Here is a 16,858-nt window from a genome sequence, read left to right on the forward strand (position 1 = left end):
ATCATGCCGCCTATTCCTGTGGCGCCGCGTGGACCGGCACCGCATCGAGAAGCGCCTTGGTATAGGCATCGCGATCATCCGACCGGGCGTCCGCACGATCGAAGAAGTCGACCAGCCTGCCGTGGTGCATAACGGCGATGCGATGCGCCAGCTGGCGGATGAGGTTGAGGTCATGGGTGATGAACACGCAGGCCGCCCCCGTATCCTTCTGCAGCTTCACCAGCAGTTCGGCAACCGCCGCCTGGACGGAAACGTCGAGCGCCGCTGTCACCTCATCGCAGATGACGAGTTCCGGCTCGGCCGCGAAGGCGCGGGCGATTGCCACGCGCTGCTTCTGACCGCCGGAGAGTTCGTGCGGATAGCGATCGGCGAATTCCGCCGGCAGCCGAACCATCTCCAGAAGCTCGGCGATGCGCGCCTTGATCTGGTCGCGGGGCACGACGCCGTAGAGCTTCAGCGGCCGTGAGAGGATCTTGCCGATCTTCTGGCGCGGATTGAGCGATGCGTCGGGATGCTGGAAAACGATCTGCACGCGGCGGCGATAGGCGCGGTCGATCGCCTTGCGGCTCGCGACATTCTTGCCGTCGAAATGGAGATTGCCCTCGAAATCCTGAAGGCCGGCGAGAACCTTGGCGATGGTCGACTTGCCCGACCCGCTTTCACCGACCACGCCGAGAAGCTCGCCCTTGCGGACCTCGAACTCGACATCCTTGGCGCCCCAGAAGCCGACCTTGTCGGCATCTTCCGGCCAGAACATCTTCTGGATCCTCGACGGCGCGCCGTAATGGACGCCGATCCTGTCGAGCTTGACGAGCGTCTGCGGCTCGGCCGGTGCGTCCGCGCCGATCCAGCGGTCCGGATTGGGCACCGCGCCGATAAGCTGGCGTGTATAGGGCGCCGAAGGTTTGCGGAACACCTCATCGACCGCGCCACGCTCGACGATGACGCCCTTGTGCAGGACATTCACTTCGTCGACGACGCGCGAAACGAGGCCGAGGTCATGGGAAATGTAGAGCGCCGAGACATTCGTCTCGTCGCGCAGCTGATTGAACAGATCGAGGATCTGCCGTGCGGTCAGGATGTCGAGCGCCGTCGTAGGCTCGTCGAAGATGATCAGTTCGGGCTCGCAGGCAAAGGCGGTGGCGATCACCACGCGCTGCTTCTCGCCGCCGGATGCCTCATGCGGAAACCGCTGCAGCATTTCCTTCGGACGGGTGATGCCGGTGCGGGCGAGTGCCGCTTCCGCCTCGACCCAGGCCTGCGCCTTGGTCAGGCCGCGATGGCGCATCAGCACTTCGGCGATCTGTTCGCCGAGCCGGATCGTCGGGTTGAGCGAGTTCGACGGATCCTGGAAGACCATCGACATGCGCCGGCCACGAATATCCATCATCTGGAACGGCGTGTAGTCGAGCAGTTCCTCGCCGGCGAGGCGGATCGCGCCGCCCTTCTCCACCGCATTCGGCGGCAGGTAGCGCATGATCGACCAGGCCATGGACGACTTGCCGGAGCCGGATTCGCCGACCAGCCCGACCGTCTTGCCCTTCGGGATCGTCAGGTCGATGTTCTGCAGCGCCGGAATGAGACCGTTGGCGGTCTTGTAGGAAAGCGAATAGTCGATGATCGACAGGGCCGGCTTTTCGACGGCGGCGATGGGAGCGTCCTTGATCAGGCTCTGCGCTGTCATGCGTGGCTCCTCTTGGGGTCGAGGCTGTCACGCAGGGCGTCGCCGAAAAGGTTGAAGCCGAGGGCGGCAATCGCGATCGAAAGGCCGGGAACGGCAACGCACCAGGGATTGCGGAACATGAACTGGCGGGCTTCGGCCACCATCAGCCCCCATTCCGTGCTCGGCGGCTGGGCGCCGAGGCCCAGGAAGCCGAGCGTCGCACCGATCATGATGGCGAAGGAAACGCGGATGGTCGCTTCGACGACGATCGGGCTCAGCGCATTGGGCAGCACTTCCGCACCGACGATGTAGAAACCGGATTCGCCACGGGCGACGGCTGCCCGGACATAGTCGCGGGTACGAACCGAGAGGACGGCACTGCGCGAAATGCGGGCCATGCCTGGAGCGAAGGCGATCGAGACGGCGAGCATGGCGTGCTCCATGCCGCCGCCGAGAATGGTGACGATCAGCAGCGTGAACAGCAGGTCCGGCACGGCCAGCAGGCCGTCGAGGATGCGCATGATCGTCGAGTCGATCCAGCCGCCGGAGACACCGGCGACGACGCCGATGATCGAGCCGATGCCGACGCCGACGACCGTGGCACCGACACCGAAGGCGACGGTCGAAGGCGCGCCGGTCAGGATGCGGGACAGAAGGTCGCGGCCGAACTGGTCGGTGCCGAGCCAATGGGCCATGGACGGCCCCTGCAGACGGTTGAGCGCATCGAAGGCTTGCGGATCGTAAGGAGCGATGAAGGGACCGAAGATTGCCGCGAAACAGACGATCGACAGGAGCGCCGTGCCGACGATGGCAGTGGGGGTGGAGAAGAAATTACGCATAGCGCACCCTCGGATCGAGCAGAGCGATGACGATGTCCGACATTAGGTTGGACAGGGCATAGACCGTCGCGAGAAGCAGGGTCACGGCCTGGATGACGGGAAGGTCGCGGTTTTCCAGCGCATAGATCAGAAGACGACCGAGGCCCGGCCAGGCGAAGATTTCCTCGACGACGATGATGCCGCCGAGCAGATAGCCGATATCGAGCGAGATGACGGCGACAGCCGGCGCCAGCGAATTCGGCAGCGCATGCCGGCGGATGACCCGCTTTTCGCTGAGGCCCTTCAGGCGCGCAGCACGGATGTAATCGGAAGAGAGCACTTCCGACATTTCGGAACGGACCTGACGCGCGACGTGGGCCATCAGCACCAGCCCGAGCGTTGCCGCAGGCAGCACCACATGGGCGCCGAAGCCTGTGAGACTTTCCCACGGAGCCACGAAACCGCCGGCCGGGAAAATGCCCTGCTGCGGGGCTGCAAAGAAGACGAGAAGCAGCGTCGCGGTGACGAATTCCGGCAGCGCCGTGCCGAGATAGCTGAACAGTCCGAGCCCGAGATCCATCGCCGTGCCGCGCTTGATGGCAGCTAGCGCGCCGAGCGGAATGGCCGTCAGCGTGACGACGACGAGCGCCGTCAGCGCCAGCATGGCGGAATTCGCGAATGCCTCGCCGACGACCTGGGTTACCGGCAAGGAGAGGCGAAGCGAAGTGCCGAAGTCGCCGTGCAGAATGCCGCCGACCCAGCTCAAGTATTGCGTGTACCAGGGCTGATCCAGATTGAGCTGCTTTTCGAGTGCAGCGACCGCGTCCGGGGTGGCATATTCCCCCAGGATCATGATCGCCGCATTGCCCGGCAGCATCGTCGTGATGGCAAACACGGCGAAGGTTACGATTGCCAGCACCAGAAAGACGGCCAGCAAGCGGCGGATGAGATATCCCCGGCTCATGCGATCAGGCCTTATTCAGCCAGACGTTTTCGATATAGTAGTAGCGGGACAGAGGCGCGATCGTCCAATCCTCGGAGCCCTTGCCGCTGGCGGTCAGGATGTCTTCGAAGATCGGCACGATGTAAGGCGTCTCGTCGAGCTGCAGCTGCTGCGCCTTGGCGTAGAGCTCCTTGCGCTTTGCAGGATCAACGGTCGCGCGAGCATCGGAAACGAGCTTGTCGAAATCGGCATTCTTCCAGGCTGTGTCCTCGTAGGATGCGTTGGAAGTGAGCAGCAGGTTGAACGTCGCGTCCTCGGTCGCCTGCATGCCCCAATAGCCCATGTAGAACTGCCCCTTCATCCACACATTGGCGAGGTAGGTGTCGTGCGGCATGGTTTCGACTTCGATGTCGAAGCCAGCGGGCAGCGCCATCTGCTTCAGCGCGATCGCGACCTGGGCACGGATGGCCGGGCGGTTGGATGCGACTAGCTTGATCTTGATGCCATCCGGATAACCGGCCTCGGCGAGCAGCTTCTTAGCGCCTTCCGGATCATAGGCGATTTCCGGCGTGTCGATCGCGTAAGGGAATTCCGGCGACACGAGATTGTCGTATGCCGGGCGGCCGAGGCCTTCCAGCACGATATCGACCATCATCTGACGATCGACGGACATGGCGAGCGCCTTGCGGACGCGCACGTCATCGAAGGGCTTCTGGTCCTGGCGCATGGTGATGTTGACGAAACGGCCGGACGGGATGCGCTGTGCAGTAATGCCGGTCGCATCGGCGATGCGCTGGAAATCGGCCTGCTGAACGACCAGCATGACATCGACTGCGCCAGAGAGGAAGTTGGCGCTTTCGGCGGCGAGATCGGGGAAGAGCATCATTTCGACGGCGTCGAGATGCGGCTTGCCCTTGATGAAATAGTTCTCGTTCTTGACGAGGCGCACCATGCGGGCGCTGTCATAGGTCTCGAGCTTGAACGGGCCGGTACCATTAGCCGTCGTGTCGAGCTTTTCGCGCGGGCCGGAAAGAGCGGCCTTCGACAGGATGCGCGCATTGGCATGGGCCGTCGAGATCGGCAGGTCGGCGAACGGTGCCTTCAGCGTGAACTTGACGGTCGACGGATCTACAGCCTCGATCTTCTCGATCATGTTGAGGACGGAACGGGCGGCCGCCGGAATGTCGGGATTGAGGATCGCCTGGAAGGTGGCGACGACGTCGTCGGCCGTGCAGGGCGTGCCGTCGTGGAAGACGATGCCCTGGCGCAGATAGAAGGTGAAGGTCTTGGCGTCTTCACTGCCTTCCCAGCGCTCGGCGAGATCCGCCATCGGCTTGTTGTCAGGACCCATGCGGGTCAGGCCCGAATAGAGCATGTCGACGACCGGATATTCGGCCGGGCCGGAGCAGTTCAGCACGTTCAGCGTCGCGATGCGCGTCGAGTGGCTGATCTTCAGCGTGCCGCCGGCTTTCGGCGTGTCAGCCGCCAGCGCGTCGGTGATGTTGATGCCGGGGATAAGTGCCGTTGCAGCCAGGCCCATGACCATGGTGCGGCGGGAAATCATGAAAGTCGTCATTTTGCCCTCTAGAAAGTTGGTTCGACAGAGAGCCGGGCGGCATTGTTTTTATGATTTTCCCGGCGGAATTTTGTGTTCGTCAGCGGATCACCGTGAGTTCGTCCGGCAGGCCGGTCAGCACTTCGGGCGCACCGTCGGTGACGAGCAGCGTGTGGCCTACGCCCATCGCCAGGCCCGTATCGGCATCGCCGTTCATCACGTGATAGAACAGCGTCATGCCCGGCTGGCAGACGGTCGGATTGCCGGAATAGATCATCGGCGGCACGTCCATGCTGGTCGGCGCGAAGGTGCAGCCCACCGAATAGCCGGTGGCGCCATAGCGGGCACGTTTATAGCCGCCCTTGTCGAGACCGTCGGCATAGACGTCGAAGATCTCGCCGAGCGTCGTGCCCGGACGGGCGATCTCTGTCATTTTCCTCAATGTCTCCATGCCGACATCGTACATCTTACGATGCGCATCGGAGGCCTGGCCGAACAGGATCGTCCATTCAGTCTTCACGTTGTAGCGGCGATAGGCGACCGGATATTCAACGAGGATCTGGTCCTGCTCTTCTAGCCGGCGCGGATCGGAAACGCCGCGGCCATAAACGGCACGCGGACCGGAATTGAACAGCGGCGCGTTCGGCGGCATGTCGGCACCCTGCCCCAGGATCGACGTCAGGTAGACGGCCTTCAGGTCACTGTCGAGAATGCCGGGCTTGGCAGCAGCGATGACGGCATTCAGCGACGTATCGAGGATACGGGCGGCCTTGCGGGTATATTCGATCTCGGCCGGCGACTTACAGACGCGCAGCCAGCGGATCAGGTGGCGATCATCCTCAAGCTGGCACCAGTCACCGATCGTCTGCTGCGTGCGATAGAGGTTCCAGCCGGTCAGGCCGTGAGTATTGAGCTCGATCGCGATCTTCTTGCCGCCGAGGCCTAGCTCTTCGAGGATGACCTTTAGGTCGGCTGCCGGATTGGCGTCCTCGGCATCCCACCAGATGCGGATATCTTCGATGATGCTGGTTTGCTTCGCCTGTACGAGATCCGGGCGACGGGTGAGAAGCACCGGCTGGCGACCATCGGTCGGCACCACGAGGCACTGATAATAGACATAGCCACCGGTGTCGTAGCCGGTCAGCCAATACATGCTTTCCTGGGCGAAGACGAGCATTGCCTCGACGCCCCGAGCCGACAGTTCCGCCCGCAGCTTATCCTGACGCTGCAGATGCTCTTCCCGGGAAAAAGGAAGGTTCGGTTGCGGCATTGCACTCACGCGAAGGTCCTTTCGACAAGATCGTCAAAGCTCGTTGTTGCATGACATTATGATTTGGTATACCAGTCGTCAACCAGCGGAATACAAAAATTCCGGTGCACTGGGAGGCGCACAAGGGACGATGCACAGCCGCTGGACGTACATTTTGGTGACAACTGCCAAAGCGTGTGGCACCAGACAGGTATTTGAAGCCGTCTCCGCATGGGAGGGACAGGATATTTATGCTGATTGAAACCGATAAGCGGCTGGCGCTGCAGGCCTACGAACAGATATTGAACCTGATCCTTTCCGGTGCAGCCCAGCCCGGCGCCATGGTGACCGAGCGCCGCCTGGCCGATACATTGAACATGTCGCGCACGCCGATCCGCGACGCGCTCCTGATGCTCGAAGGCGAAGGCCTGCTGATCCGACAGGGCAGCCGGGGCCTGCAGGTCAAGCAGATGCGCATCGAGGATTACATGGACGCGCTGCAGATACGCCAGTTGCTGGAGCCGGAAGCGGCGCGGCTTGCCGCCGGTCGCATGCCGACCGCCGCACTGGACGAGCTAGAGGCCGACCTGAAAAGCCTGCTCGGCAACCCGGAAGATGGCGAAGGAAAGCCCGACCGTGGCTCCGTCCGCGATGTTGACGACCGCTTGCATGGCGGCATCGGCGACGCGGCCGGCAATCCGCAGCTTGCCCAGATCATCCGCACGCTGCGCCGCCAGACGCAGATCTTCGACCTCAGAAGCATGCCGGAACGGTTCGAAACCACCTGCCGCGAGCATCTCGACATCGTCGGCGCATTGCGCGAGGGGCGCGGCGAAGACGCTGCCCAGGCCATGCGCCAGCATCTGGATCACGTTAGAGACAGCATTATCGGGAGACTGACCCGCGCATGACAGGTTTGGCAGAAAGCGCCCGGACGACCCCGTCTGCGCTCAGCAACGCAGCCCCGGTGGATATCCAGCTGGCCGAGCGGCTGTTCGACGAGTTGAAGCGCCGCACCGGCACCAATCGCGGCATCACCCGCACCTCCTATGGCCTTGGCGAACAGATTGCCCATGACATGGTGCGCCGCGAGGCCCGCAAGCTCGGGCTTGAGGTGAAGACCGATCCGGGCTGCAATCTCTACATGACGCTGAAGGGCCGCGAGGACGGCCCCGGCATCTTCATCGGCTCTCATCTCGATTCCGTGCCCATGGGCGGCAATTTCGATGGCGCCGCCGGCGTGCTTCTCGGCCTTTCGGTGATCTCAGGCTATGTCCGCGCCGGAATTCGCCCGCCGCGCGACATCACCGTCATGGCGATCCGCGCCGAGGAAAGCACCTGGTTCGGCGCCTCCTATATTGGCAGCCGCGCAGCATTCGGCCGCCTGACGTCAAAGGAACTCGATCAGGTAAAACGCTCCTCGGACCAGATCTCGCTCGGCAACGCGATCGACGCGGCCGGCGGCGACACGGAATTCCTGCGTTCCGGCAAATCCTATCTCGACCCGGCCGATATCGCCATGTTCATCGAACCGCATATCGAACAGGGACCGGTCCTGATCGAGAGACAGATCCCGGTCGGCATCGTCACCGGCATTCGCGGCTCGTTCCGCTACCGTGAAGCGAAATGCGTCGGCGTCTACGCCCATTCCGGTGCCACGCCGCGCGAATATCGCAGCGATGCAGTGCGCGCCGCCTCGGCGCTCGTGACCGAATTGGACAAGGCCTGGGATGAACTGCAGGCGGAGGGCGCCGATCTGGTCGTCACCTTCGGCCAGTTCGCCACCGATCCGTCCGAAGCCGCCTTCAGCAAGATCGCCGGCAAACTCGGCTTCTCGCTCGATGTCCGCAGCCAGGAACCGGAGACGCTGGCCCGCATGCAGACGATCGTCTCGCAAACCGTCGCCCGCATCGAGACCGCGCATCGGGTCAAATTCGAACTCGGTCGCCTGACCGACAGCAAGTCGGCGAAGATGGACGACGCGATCGTGCAGGCGCTGTCCGATTTCGCCGGGGAACAGGGCATCGAGGCTGAGACCATGGCCTGCGGCGCCGGCCACGACGCGGCGGTCTTTGCCGATGCCGGCGTGCCGACCGGCATGGTCTTCATCCGCAACGCCAATGGCAGCCACAACCCCGACGAACACATGGGCATCGACGACTTTGCCGAGGCGGCACGCCTTGTCTCGGCACTCTGCCTCGACCCGCCGCTAAAGGCCTGAAAATGACCGGGGACCGCTGCGACTGCCTGATCGTCCAGCCGATTGCGCCGAGCGCCGTTCGGCTTCTGGAAGAGGCAGGCCTTGCGGTCCACATCGCGGCATCCACCGCCCTCGCCGACCTTGAACCCTACCTCGCCACCGCCAAAGCGGTGATCACCCGCAATCACGGCCTATCGGCTGAGGAAATCGCCGCCGCGCCTGAACTCAGGATTGTCGGCGTACACGGCACCGGCACCGACAAGGTGCACAAGCCCTCGCTTGCCGCGCGCGACATCCCGCTTGCCAACACGCCGGGCGCCAACGCACAGTCGGTTGCGGAACTCGCGATCGGCCTCATGCTCGCCTGCACCCGCTCGCTGGTCGCCGCCGATCAGGCATCGCGCACCGGCAACAATCAGTTTCGCCAGCAGCACAAGACCTTCGAACTTTCCGGCCGCCGTCTCGGGCTGCTCGGCTATGGTCATATCGCCAAACTGGTTGCCCGCATTGCCAAGGCCTTCGGCATGGAGGTCGCCACCGTCTCCCGCTTCACACCGGCCGAGGAACTGGCAGCGCAGGGTATCGCGCTCATGCCCGATGTTGACAGCCTCTGCGAATGGGCAGACATCGTCTCGCTCCACGGCATTCCGGACGCAACGCCTGTCATCGATGCACGCCGGCTGGCGCTGATCGGCCCGAACGGCTTTTTGATCAACACCGCCCGCGGCGCCCTCATAGACGAGAAGGCCCTTGCGACCGCTTTGAGAGATGGAACCATCGCCGGCGCAGGCCTCGACGTCCTGACGGTGGAGCCGATTATCGCCGGCAATCCGCTTCTCGAATGCCCCAATCTTGTACTCACGCCCCATATCGGCGGATCGACGGAAGAGGCGCTGGAAAAGACTGGCCTTCAGGTCGCCGGCAAGGTACTGGCGCATTTGCGTGCGATCGGCGAGATTCCATCGGCCGGGATCTGATCGCGAAATGGTAGATTGAAGTCATGCCCCTCAAGCCCCAATCCGGCAAAGAGATTTCCTATCCCCGTATTCTCCGCTGCGGCGACCGCGCCATCGGCATCGAGTTTTCCGATGCGATCTGCGAGGCCGCGAACCTCGAAGTCCTGTCGCTCGATGCCTCCCTTAAAGCGGAGCCGATCGAGGGCATCTTGGAAACCATCCCGACCTACCGCTCGCTGACGGTGATCTACGATCCGCGCAAGGTGCGTGGCGCGCCGCTTGTCGAAGAACTCATGCGGCGTGCAACGCGCAGCGGATCAGTCGAGCAAACCGGCCGGCTGTTGGAATTCCCGGTCTTGTACGGTGGCGAGCATCAGGCCGATCTCGATGAACTGGCCGAGATGAAGAACATGAGCGTGGCCGATGTGATCGCCATGCATGCGTCGGCCGAATACCGCGTCTACATGATCGGGTTTGCGCCGGGCTTCGCCTATCTCGGCGGCCTGCCGGAGATCCTGCATACGCCGCGGCTTTCGGTGCCGCGCCAGCGCATCGAGGCCGGCGCGATCGGCATCGGCGGACGCCAGTCGAGCATCAATTCCGTGCCCGGCCCGAGCGGCTGGCGTTTTCTTGGCCGCACGCCGTTCAAGCTGTTCGACGCCGCCCGACCGGAACCCTTCCTGGTGAAAGCCGGAGATCGCATCCGCTTCCGTGGCATCGATGCCGACGAGGCGAAGGACCTGGACGGAAAAGTCGCGGCCGGAACCGCCGAACTGAAGGAGATCGCCGAATGACCGCTCTCCTCACCATTCTCAAGCATGGCCCGCTGATGACCGTGCAGGACGGCGGCCGCTACGGCTATCGCTCCCGCGGCGTCTCGACCTCCGGCGCCGTCGACCGCGACGCCCATGCAATCGCCAATGCCCTGGTCGGCAACGACCCGGAAGCAGCAGCAATCGAATTCGCCCTGATGGGCGGCAGCTTTTCTGCAGAGCGGGACGTTCTGGTCGCCGTGACAGGTGGCGCCTGTTCGATCGAAATCGGCGGCAGACCGGTCTCGGCCTGGGAAAGCCATGTTCTCAGGGCCGGCGAAACCCTTTCCGTCGGTGCCCTGCAGGGTTCGGTCTGGGGCTACGTCGCGATCTCCGGCGGCATCACCATCGCACCGGTGCTCGGCAGCCGCTCGACGCATCTGAGAACCGGCGTCGGCGGGGTGGACGGCAAAGCACTTGCGACCGGCGACACATTGCCGATCGGATCGGCCAGCAAATTCTCGCCCCGCACACTCGGCACGCCTTACTTGCGCGGCTCCGGCCCGATCCAGATCGTGCCCGGCCCGCAGGACGGCTATTTCGACGACAACGCCTGGCGCGCCTTCCTGACGCAGCCATTCACCGTGACCCAGTCGCGCGACCGGATGGCAATGGTGCTGGATGGGCCGAAGACGGAAGCCTTCAAGGGCAACGATATCGTCTCGGACGCGACCGTGCTCGGTTCCATCCAGGTGCCCGGATCGGGCAAGCCAATCGTGCTCACTGCCGATGGCCAGACGACGGGCGGTTATCCGAAGATCGCGACGGTAATCTCCTCCGATCTGACGCGCCTTGCCCAGATGCCGGCCGGCAGCCGCTTCATGTTCCGGGCGATTTCAGCGGACATGGCGGAAGAGCTTTACATCAGCGCCCAGGAACGTCTCGCCGCCGTGATCGGCGACCTGCGCAAGACCCGCTGATCTGGATCAGGCCCGACCATGATCGGGCCTGCCCTCCCTGTTAAGCTTGCAGGGACGACCCGATCGTCCAGCCGGCCTTTTCCAGCGCTGCACGCAACTGCCGCGCCATGGAAACGGCGCCGGGCGTATCGCCATGCACGCAGATCGAGCCGATCGGCACTTCCAGCCGCTTGCCGGAGGTGGAGGTCAGGCATCCTTCGGAAACCATGGCGATGACGCGCTCAACGAGAACATCGCTGTCGTGGATCACCGACCCCGGCTCGGAGCGCGGCGACAGGTTGAAATTGTCGGCATAGGTGCGGTCCGCATAGATCTCGTTGATCGGCGTCAGGCCCAGCGTCTCAGCGGCGCGTGCCGTCGCCGTGCCCGGCATCACCATGAAGGCGAGCTTCGGGTCGACCGCCTTGATCGCCCGGCCGACGGCAAGTGCCGTTGCATCGTCATCCGCCGAGACGTTGCCGAGCGCCCCATGGGTCTTCACATGGGTCATCGGATGACCTTCGAGTGCGGCGATCGCCGCCATGGCGCCGACCTGATAGGCGACCAGCGATTCGATCTCGGCAAGGCTGAGGCCCGGCACGCGTCGGCGGCCGAAGCCGATCAGGTCGTTGTAGCCGGGATGGGCACCGAACGCGACGCCGCGTTCCTTCGCCAACCGCACGGTGGCGCGCATGATGTCGGGATCGCCGGCATGGAAGCCGCAGGCAATGTTGGCGGTACTGACGATATCCAGCATCGCGGCGTCATCGCCCATCGTCCACGGGCCAAAGCCCTCACCGAGATCCGAATTGAGGTCGACGCGCATGTTTCATCCCTTTTAGCCTTGTCGGACAGATGCATAGAGCAATTCCAGCAAAAGTGGGACCCGGTTTTGCGTCCGGAATTGCGTAAAAGCAAAGAGCTAGACCGGCGCCAGAATGCCACGAATTCCCGATTGCACCATGAAGACCACTGGTATACCAATGGTGCGCAGAATTTGAAAACGGGGAATGACATGGCGGGACGCCTTCTTTATCTCGGCAACGGCCGCAAGTTTCAGTCGATTGCCAAGCTCGACGAACGCTTCGAGACCTGGGGTCTGCAGGTCGATCGCCATTGGGCCTTCGACGGCCAGTTTCCCTCCTCGCTGAAAGGCTATGACGGCATCTTTCTCTCCGGCAGCCCCCACGGCGCCTATGAGGATGTGCCCTTCATCCTGCGCGAACATGACCTGATCCGCGAGGCGGCCGAGATGGAAATCCCCATGCTCGGCATCTGCTTCGGCAGCCAGATCCTAGGCTCCGCGCTCTGCGGCCGCGATCAGGTGTTCCGCCGCACCTCCTGCGAGATCGGCTACAAGGATCTGCCGCTGACGGAAGCGGCGAAGACCGACAAGCTCTGCCGCGATCTCGTCGACAGCGCCTATATGTTCGTCTGGCACAATGACGAGGTGAAGGCCGACCATCCGGACATGACCATCCTTGCCTATTCCGACGACTGCCCGAACCAGGTCTGGCGTTACAAGGACAAGGATATCTGGGGCATCCAAGGCCACCCGGAAGTCACCAAGGCGCAGGCCGTCATCTGGTTCGAGGAAAACCGCGAGCGGATGGAAAAGGACGGCGCCAATATCGACGACCTGAAAGCGCAGGCGCATGAGGCATCCGAAGCCAAGACCATGCTGACCCGCTTTGCCGAACTGGTCCAGAACGCCTGATCCCCAAGGCCGATTTCAAGCACATCCCGATCGAGGAATGACGATGGTAACGCCTGCCTACTGGTTCGAACGCGAAGAATTCCTTTCCCGCCTGTCCCGCGTCCAGGCCGAACTGAAGAAGAAAGAACTCGACGGCCTCGTCGCCTTCCTGCCGGAAACCGTCACCTGGCTGACCGGCTATTTCACCCGCGCCTATGGCACGCTGCAATTCGCCATCATCCCGGCCGAAGGCGAGCCGACCCTGTTCTGCCGCGATGTCGAGGAATATTATCTCGACAGCACCTGCGTCTTTTCCGACCGGGTGATGTGGACGGATAGTGACGACCGCATGGCGGTCGCCGCCTCTGCGATCGAAAGCCGCATCGGCAAGAGCGCGAAGCTCGGCATCGAACTCTCCGCCTGGCCGCTGTCGGCGGGCCGCTACGAATACCTGAAATCGGCGCTGCCCGGCATCGTCTGGCAGGACGAAAGCCTGATGACGCCGCAGATGCGCCTCATCAAGTCGCCCGCCGAAATCGCCTACCAGCGTCGCGCCGCGAGAGCCGCCGAAGCCGGCATGCAGGCGGCGATCGATTCGGCCGGCGTCGGCGTCGCCGAACGCGAAATGGCCGCCGAAGTCTGCGCCGCGATGATCCGCGCCGGCTCCGACTTGCCGGGCCCGGGCGTCATGTCGTCGGGCGAGCGCGCCTTCCATCTGCATGGCGGCTATTCCGACCGCATTCTGGAAGCTGGCGACATCGTGCAGATCGAGACGACGCCGAACGTCAAGCACTACCACGCCCGCTTCATGCGCCCGATCCGGGTCGGGCCGGTACAGGACGACGATTACAAAGTGGTCGAGCAGCTGATCGCCATCCAGGATGCGGCGATCCGTGAGGTCAAGCCCGGCGTTTCGGTGCGCGTGCCTGATGCGATCTACCGCGACGGCGTACTGTCGGCGGGGCTACGGGAAACCTACACGAACAAGACCTTCTATTCCGTCGGCCTGCTGCTGCAGCCGAATGGCGGCGAGCCGCTGGAATCGGCAGAGAACAGCACCTGGGTCTTCGAACCCGGCCAGACCTTCCACACCTATGTGCTCGCCCGCGGCTTCGGCATGTCGGAAACGATCACGATCACCGAGACGGGCTACGAAAAGCTGACGAACTTCCCGCGCCAACTCTTCGTCAAGTAAGGTCGATCAGACGACGGCGGCCATGCCGCCGTCGACATAGATGATCTGGCCGCTGACATAATCGGATGCAGGCGAGGACAGGAATACGGCCGCGCCGACCAGATCCTTCGCATCGCCCCAGCGGCGTGCAGGCGTGCGGCCGATCACCCAGTCGTTGAACTCCTTGTTCTCGATCAACGCCTGGTTCATGTCGGTCAGCATGTAGCCGGGGCCGATCGCATTGGTCTGGATGCCGTGCGGCGCCCATTCCGCCGTCATCGACTGGGTCAGAAGCTTGATACCGCCCTTGGCCGCCGTATAGGGCGCGATCGACGGACGCGCGAGACCGCTCATCAGCGAGCCGATATTGATGATCTTGCCGCGACCGCGCGGCAGCATCCGCTTGGCGACCTCCCGTGCGACGAGGAAAGCGCTCGTAAGGTTGGTGTCGATCACCTTGTGCCATTCGGCACTCGTCAGTTCCACCAGTGGCTTACGCAGCTGGATGCCGGCATTGTTGACAAGAATATCGACCTCGATGCCCTCGGCATCGAGCCTGGCGATGGCCGCGACCACCGAAGCCTCGTCGGTCACGTCGAAGGCAAGAGCCGTTGCTTTGAAGCCCAGCGAGCGGAGTTCGGCGGCCGTTGCCTCGCAGCGTTGCGGATCGACCCCGTTGATGACGAGGGCGGCGCCCGCCTCACCGAGACCCTGGGCAATCGCCTTGCCGAGTCCACGAGAAGAACCGGTGATAAGGGCGGTGCGTCCTTCAAGGCTGAAAAGCTGCTGGCTCATGTTTTCTCCCGATCATTGCCTTGCGATGTGAAACGGCATTCACGCCTTGGGATTGAGATCCTCGAGATGAAGCAGAAGGCCGCTATGGTCCTTCACACCTCCGCCCTTGGCGACGAAATCCGTATATTCCTGCGTCACCGCGCTGGTCAGCGGCAGTTGGAGCGACAGCTGCTCGGCAAGCGCCATCACTGCATTCAGGTCCTTCAACTGGTTCTGGGACGAGCCTCCGGGCTCGAACCGCCGCTCGACCATACGCGCGCCGTGAAGTTCAAGGATGCGGCTATCTGCAAAGCCGCCGCGGATCGCGCTGCGGAAAGCCTCGCGCGACGCGCCGCCGGCCTCGACCAATATCATCGCCTCCGCCACCGCACCGATCGTCACGGCAACGATCTGCTGGTTGGCAAGCTTGCAGACCTGACCTGCGCCGCTTGGGCCAACATGGGTGACGCGGCCGAGCACGGCGAAGACATCCTTCAACCTCTCGACCACATCCGCCTCACCGCCTGCCATGATGGCCAGCGTACCGGCTTCCGCACCGACGACGCCGCCGGAAACCGGGGCATCGACATGGGCGACCCCCGACCGGCAAGCCTGGTCGCATGATCGCGGGCGATCGGCGGAGCGATCGAGCTCATGTCGACGATGACGGCTCCATCTTTCAGGGCATCGACAACACCACTGTCGAACAGAACCGCGCCAACGGCCTTGCCGTCCGTCAGCATGGTGAAGACGATATCGGCATCGCGCACCGCCTCGACTGCCGAGACGGCGACAACCGCGCCATCGGCCTCAAGCGGCCGGGCCTTGGTCCCATCACGGTTCCATACAGTCAGCGCGTAACCTGCCTTTGCCAGCCGCCGGGCCATCGGCAAACCCATGAGCCCCGTACCGAGAACGGCAATGCGCATGGAGGATGGTTCACCAGAGGTCATAGCTTGCCTCCTAGCTCATCCTCGATATGGACCTGGATGATCTCGTCGAAATTCTTCTCCGAAGTGAAGCCCAGCTCGGTCGCGCGCTTGGCCTCGAAGCCCGGTGCCCAGCCGGCGACCATCTTCATGATCATCTCGTCCGGCTCGCGGCGGATCAGCTTGACGGCATCTTCGCCCGCGGCGCGACGCAGTGCCTCGATCTGCTCACCGACGGTGGCGCTGACGCCAGGCATGGAAAGGTTGCGGCGCCAGCCGAGCTTCGAGAGATCAAGACCAGCGGCGTGGATCAGGAAGCCGACGGCCGAGCGCGGCGACGTATGCCAGTGCCGCACATCGTCGGAAACCGGCAGGATCGCTTCCTGGCCCACGAGCGGTTCGCGCAGAATGCCGGAGAAGAAGCCCGAGGCCGCCTTGTTAGGCTTGCCGGGACGTATGCAGACGGTCGGCAGGCGGATACCGATGCCGTCGAAGAAGCCGCGGCGGCTATAATCGGCGAGCAGCAGTTCGCTGATCGCCTTCTGCGTGCCATAGCTGGTCAGCGGCGTCAGGTGATAATCGTCCGGGATCGGGTAAGGCAGCGGCGCACCGACGACGGCGATCGACGAGGTAAACACGACCCGCGGGAAATAGCCGTCCTTCTGGTTGGCGATCCGGATCGCATCGAACAGATGGCGCGTGCCATCGAGATTGATCTTGTAGCCCTTCTCGAAATCGAGCTCGGCTTCGCCCGAGACGATGGCCGCGAGATGGAAGATCACATCCGGGCGCGTCGAGATCAGGACATCGGCCTCGCCCGGGCAGCTGAAATCTGTCTCGCGAGCGACGAGGCTACCTGAAAACCCGGCCGGCGCATCGGGCTTGACGACGTCGACCAATGTCAGCGCACTGATCGGCTTGCCGTGCAGCCCGCCCTCCGAAACGAGACGCGCAGTGAGCTTGCGGCCGACCATGCCGGCCGCACCGATGATAAGGATATGCATGTTTTCCTCCCACACATTCGTGGATGCCCCACGAAAATCTCCTTGTAAGGTTGTCTGATAACCCTGTATGGTCAAGTTGAAAATAGGATAGTTTGTCATCGGCTAAAAAAGCTGAGACCAAACACTGAATGTGTCTTGGGGATTGCCGGAGGAGGTTCTGGAACTCCCTAAGGGAGGAGAGGAACA

General features: G+C 63.1%; 15 protein-coding genes and 1 pseudogene. 7 read left to right on the forward strand and 9 right to left on the reverse strand.

Translation table 11 applies throughout. The features are described from left to right. Window positions 1-10 precede the first annotated feature (10 nt). From N7E02_RS11155 to N7E02_RS11175, 5 genes are all read right to left on the reverse strand, one after another. Entirely contained in the window at window positions 11-1,684 is a 1,674-nt protein-coding gene (locus tag N7E02_RS11155; RefSeq protein ID WP_286581971.1) for a dipeptide ABC transporter ATP-binding protein, read from the reverse strand. Then, entirely contained in the window at window positions 1,681-2,502 is an 822-nt protein-coding gene (locus tag N7E02_RS11160) for an ABC transporter permease (protein WP_286581973.1), read from the reverse strand. Before N7E02_RS11160 ends, N7E02_RS11155 begins: the two co-directional genes overlap by 4 nt. After that, window positions 2,495-3,445, reverse strand: coding sequence for an ABC transporter permease (locus N7E02_RS11165; protein WP_286581974.1), 951 nt, complete (start codon window positions 3,443-3,445; stop codon window positions 2,495-2,497). The genes N7E02_RS11160 and N7E02_RS11165 overlap by 8 nt, the downstream gene beginning before the upstream one ends. A 4-nt stretch (window positions 3,446-3,449) precedes the next feature. Beyond that, window positions 3,450-5,000 carry an ABC transporter substrate-binding protein gene (locus N7E02_RS11170; RefSeq protein ID WP_286581975.1) on the reverse strand — a complete coding sequence of 517 codons (1,551 nt, stop codon included), beginning with the start codon at window positions 4,998-5,000 and terminating at the stop codon, window positions 3,450-3,452. Window positions 5,001-5,079: 79 nt separating this feature from the next. After that, window positions 5,080-6,249, reverse strand: a complete 1,170-nt coding sequence (locus N7E02_RS11175) for a M24 family metallopeptidase (RefSeq protein WP_286583773.1) — start codon at window positions 6,247-6,249, stop codon at window positions 5,080-5,082. A 230-nt stretch (window positions 6,250-6,479) separates the two neighbouring features. Between N7E02_RS11175 and N7E02_RS11180 the strand changes: the two genes are divergently transcribed. Genes N7E02_RS11180 through N7E02_RS11200 form a run of 5 tightly spaced genes read left to right on the forward strand, consistent with a single transcriptional unit; the run spans window position 6,480 to window position 11,116 of the window. Next, a complete protein-coding gene (locus N7E02_RS11180) occupies window positions 6,480-7,139 on the forward strand; it encodes a GntR family transcriptional regulator (RefSeq protein ID WP_286581977.1) in 660 nt (219 codons plus the stop codon). Beyond that, window positions 7,136-8,449, forward strand: coding sequence for a hydantoinase/carbamoylase family amidase (locus tag N7E02_RS11185; RefSeq protein WP_286581978.1), 1,314 nt, complete (start codon window positions 7,136-7,138; stop codon window positions 8,447-8,449). The genes N7E02_RS11180 and N7E02_RS11185 overlap by 4 nt, the downstream gene beginning before the upstream one ends. 2 nt (window positions 8,450-8,451) lie before the next feature. Next, window positions 8,452-9,405: an NAD(P)-dependent oxidoreductase gene (locus tag N7E02_RS11190; protein ID WP_286581979.1), complete on the forward strand. Its 954-nt coding sequence runs from the start codon at window positions 8,452-8,454 to the stop codon at window positions 9,403-9,405. 23 nt (window positions 9,406-9,428) lie between these two features. Further along, a complete protein-coding gene (pxpB, locus tag N7E02_RS11195; protein ID WP_286581980.1) occupies window positions 9,429-10,178 on the forward strand; it encodes a 5-oxoprolinase subunit PxpB in 750 nt (249 codons plus the stop codon). Next, window positions 10,175-11,116, forward strand: a complete 942-nt coding sequence (locus N7E02_RS11200; RefSeq protein WP_286581982.1) for a 5-oxoprolinase subunit C family protein — start codon at window positions 10,175-10,177, stop codon at window positions 11,114-11,116. Before pxpB ends, N7E02_RS11200 begins: the two co-directional genes overlap by 4 nt. A gap of 40 nt (window positions 11,117-11,156) precedes the next feature. On the opposite strand, the gene N7E02_RS11205 is transcribed toward N7E02_RS11200, so the two are convergent. Further along, window positions 11,157-11,921 carry a LamB/YcsF family protein gene (locus N7E02_RS11205; RefSeq protein WP_286581983.1) on the reverse strand — a complete coding sequence of 255 codons (765 nt, stop codon included), beginning with the start codon at window positions 11,919-11,921 and terminating at the stop codon, window positions 11,157-11,159. 189 nt (window positions 11,922-12,110) lie between these two features. Between N7E02_RS11205 and N7E02_RS11210 the strand changes: the two genes are divergently transcribed. Both N7E02_RS11210 and N7E02_RS11215 read left to right on the forward strand, forming a co-directional pair. Further along, window positions 12,111-12,812, forward strand: a complete 702-nt coding sequence (locus N7E02_RS11210) for a type 1 glutamine amidotransferase (protein WP_286581985.1) — start codon at window positions 12,111-12,113, stop codon at window positions 12,810-12,812. A gap of 43 nt (window positions 12,813-12,855) precedes the next feature. Then, window positions 12,856-13,986, forward strand: a complete 1,131-nt coding sequence (locus N7E02_RS11215) for a M24 family metallopeptidase (protein WP_286581987.1) — start codon at window positions 12,856-12,858, stop codon at window positions 13,984-13,986. 6 nt (window positions 13,987-13,992) lie between these two features. On the opposite strand, the gene N7E02_RS11220 is transcribed toward N7E02_RS11215, so the two are convergent. From N7E02_RS11220 to denD, 3 genes and pseudogenes are all read right to left on the reverse strand, one after another. Next, on the reverse strand, window positions 13,993-14,760 hold the full coding sequence (locus N7E02_RS11220; RefSeq protein WP_286581989.1) for an SDR family oxidoreductase: 768 nt from the start codon (window positions 14,758-14,760) through the stop codon (window positions 13,993-13,995). 39 nt (window positions 14,761-14,799) lie between these two features. Then, window positions 14,800-15,692, reverse strand: a pseudogene (locus tag N7E02_RS11225) (NAD(P)-dependent oxidoreductase). Further along, window positions 15,689-16,672, reverse strand: a complete 984-nt coding sequence (denD, locus tag N7E02_RS11230; RefSeq protein WP_286581990.1) for a D-erythronate dehydrogenase — start codon at window positions 16,670-16,672, stop codon at window positions 15,689-15,691. Before denD ends, N7E02_RS11225 begins: the two are co-directional and overlap by 4 nt. Window positions 16,673-16,858 lie beyond the last annotated feature (186 nt).

It is taken from the genome of Terrirhizobium terrae (genome assembly GCF_030323265.1).
GTDB lineage: Bacteria > Pseudomonadota > Alphaproteobacteria > Rhizobiales > Rhizobiaceae > Neorhizobium.

What these genes read in the sequence shown, in the direction of transcription:
- N7E02_RS11155 (WP_286581971.1), bottom strand. Translation starts at nt 1,684, where the DNA reads ATGACAGCGCAGAGCCTGATCAAGGACGCTCCCATCGCCGCCGTCGAA.
- N7E02_RS11160 (WP_286581973.1), bottom strand. Translation starts at nt 2,502, where the DNA reads ATGCGTAATTTCTTCTCCACCCCCACTGCCATCGTCGGCACGGCGCTC.
- N7E02_RS11165 (WP_286581974.1), bottom strand. Translation starts at nt 3,445, where the DNA reads ATGAGCCGGGGATATCTCATCCGCCGCTTGCTGGCCGTCTTTCTGGTG.
- N7E02_RS11170 (WP_286581975.1), bottom strand. Translation starts at nt 5,000, where the DNA reads ATGACGACTTTCATGATTTCCCGCCGCACCATGGTCATGGGCCTGGCT.
- N7E02_RS11175 (WP_286583773.1), bottom strand. Translation starts at nt 6,249, where the DNA reads ATGCCGCAACCGAACCTTCCTTTTTCCCGGGAAGAGCATCTGCAGCGT.
- N7E02_RS11180 (WP_286581977.1), top strand. Translation starts at nt 6,480, where the DNA reads ATGCTGATTGAAACCGATAAGCGGCTGGCGCTGCAGGCCTACGAACAG.
- N7E02_RS11185 (WP_286581978.1), top strand. Translation starts at nt 7,136, where the DNA reads ATGACAGGTTTGGCAGAAAGCGCCCGGACGACCCCGTCTGCGCTCAGC.
- N7E02_RS11190 (WP_286581979.1), top strand. Translation starts at nt 8,452, where the DNA reads ATGACCGGGGACCGCTGCGACTGCCTGATCGTCCAGCCGATTGCGCCG.
- pxpB (WP_286581980.1), top strand. Translation starts at nt 9,429, where the DNA reads ATGCCCCTCAAGCCCCAATCCGGCAAAGAGATTTCCTATCCCCGTATT.
- N7E02_RS11200 (WP_286581982.1), top strand. Translation starts at nt 10,175, where the DNA reads ATGACCGCTCTCCTCACCATTCTCAAGCATGGCCCGCTGATGACCGTG.
- N7E02_RS11205 (WP_286581983.1), bottom strand. Translation starts at nt 11,921, where the DNA reads ATGCGCGTCGACCTCAATTCGGATCTCGGTGAGGGCTTTGGCCCGTGG.
- N7E02_RS11210 (WP_286581985.1), top strand. Translation starts at nt 12,111, where the DNA reads ATGGCGGGACGCCTTCTTTATCTCGGCAACGGCCGCAAGTTTCAGTCG.
- N7E02_RS11215 (WP_286581987.1), top strand. Translation starts at nt 12,856, where the DNA reads ATGGTAACGCCTGCCTACTGGTTCGAACGCGAAGAATTCCTTTCCCGC.
- N7E02_RS11220 (WP_286581989.1), bottom strand. Translation starts at nt 14,760, where the DNA reads ATGAGCCAGCAGCTTTTCAGCCTTGAAGGACGCACCGCCCTTATCACC.
- denD (WP_286581990.1), bottom strand. Translation starts at nt 16,672, where the DNA reads ATGCATATCCTTATCATCGGTGCGGCCGGCATGGTCGGCCGCAAGCTC.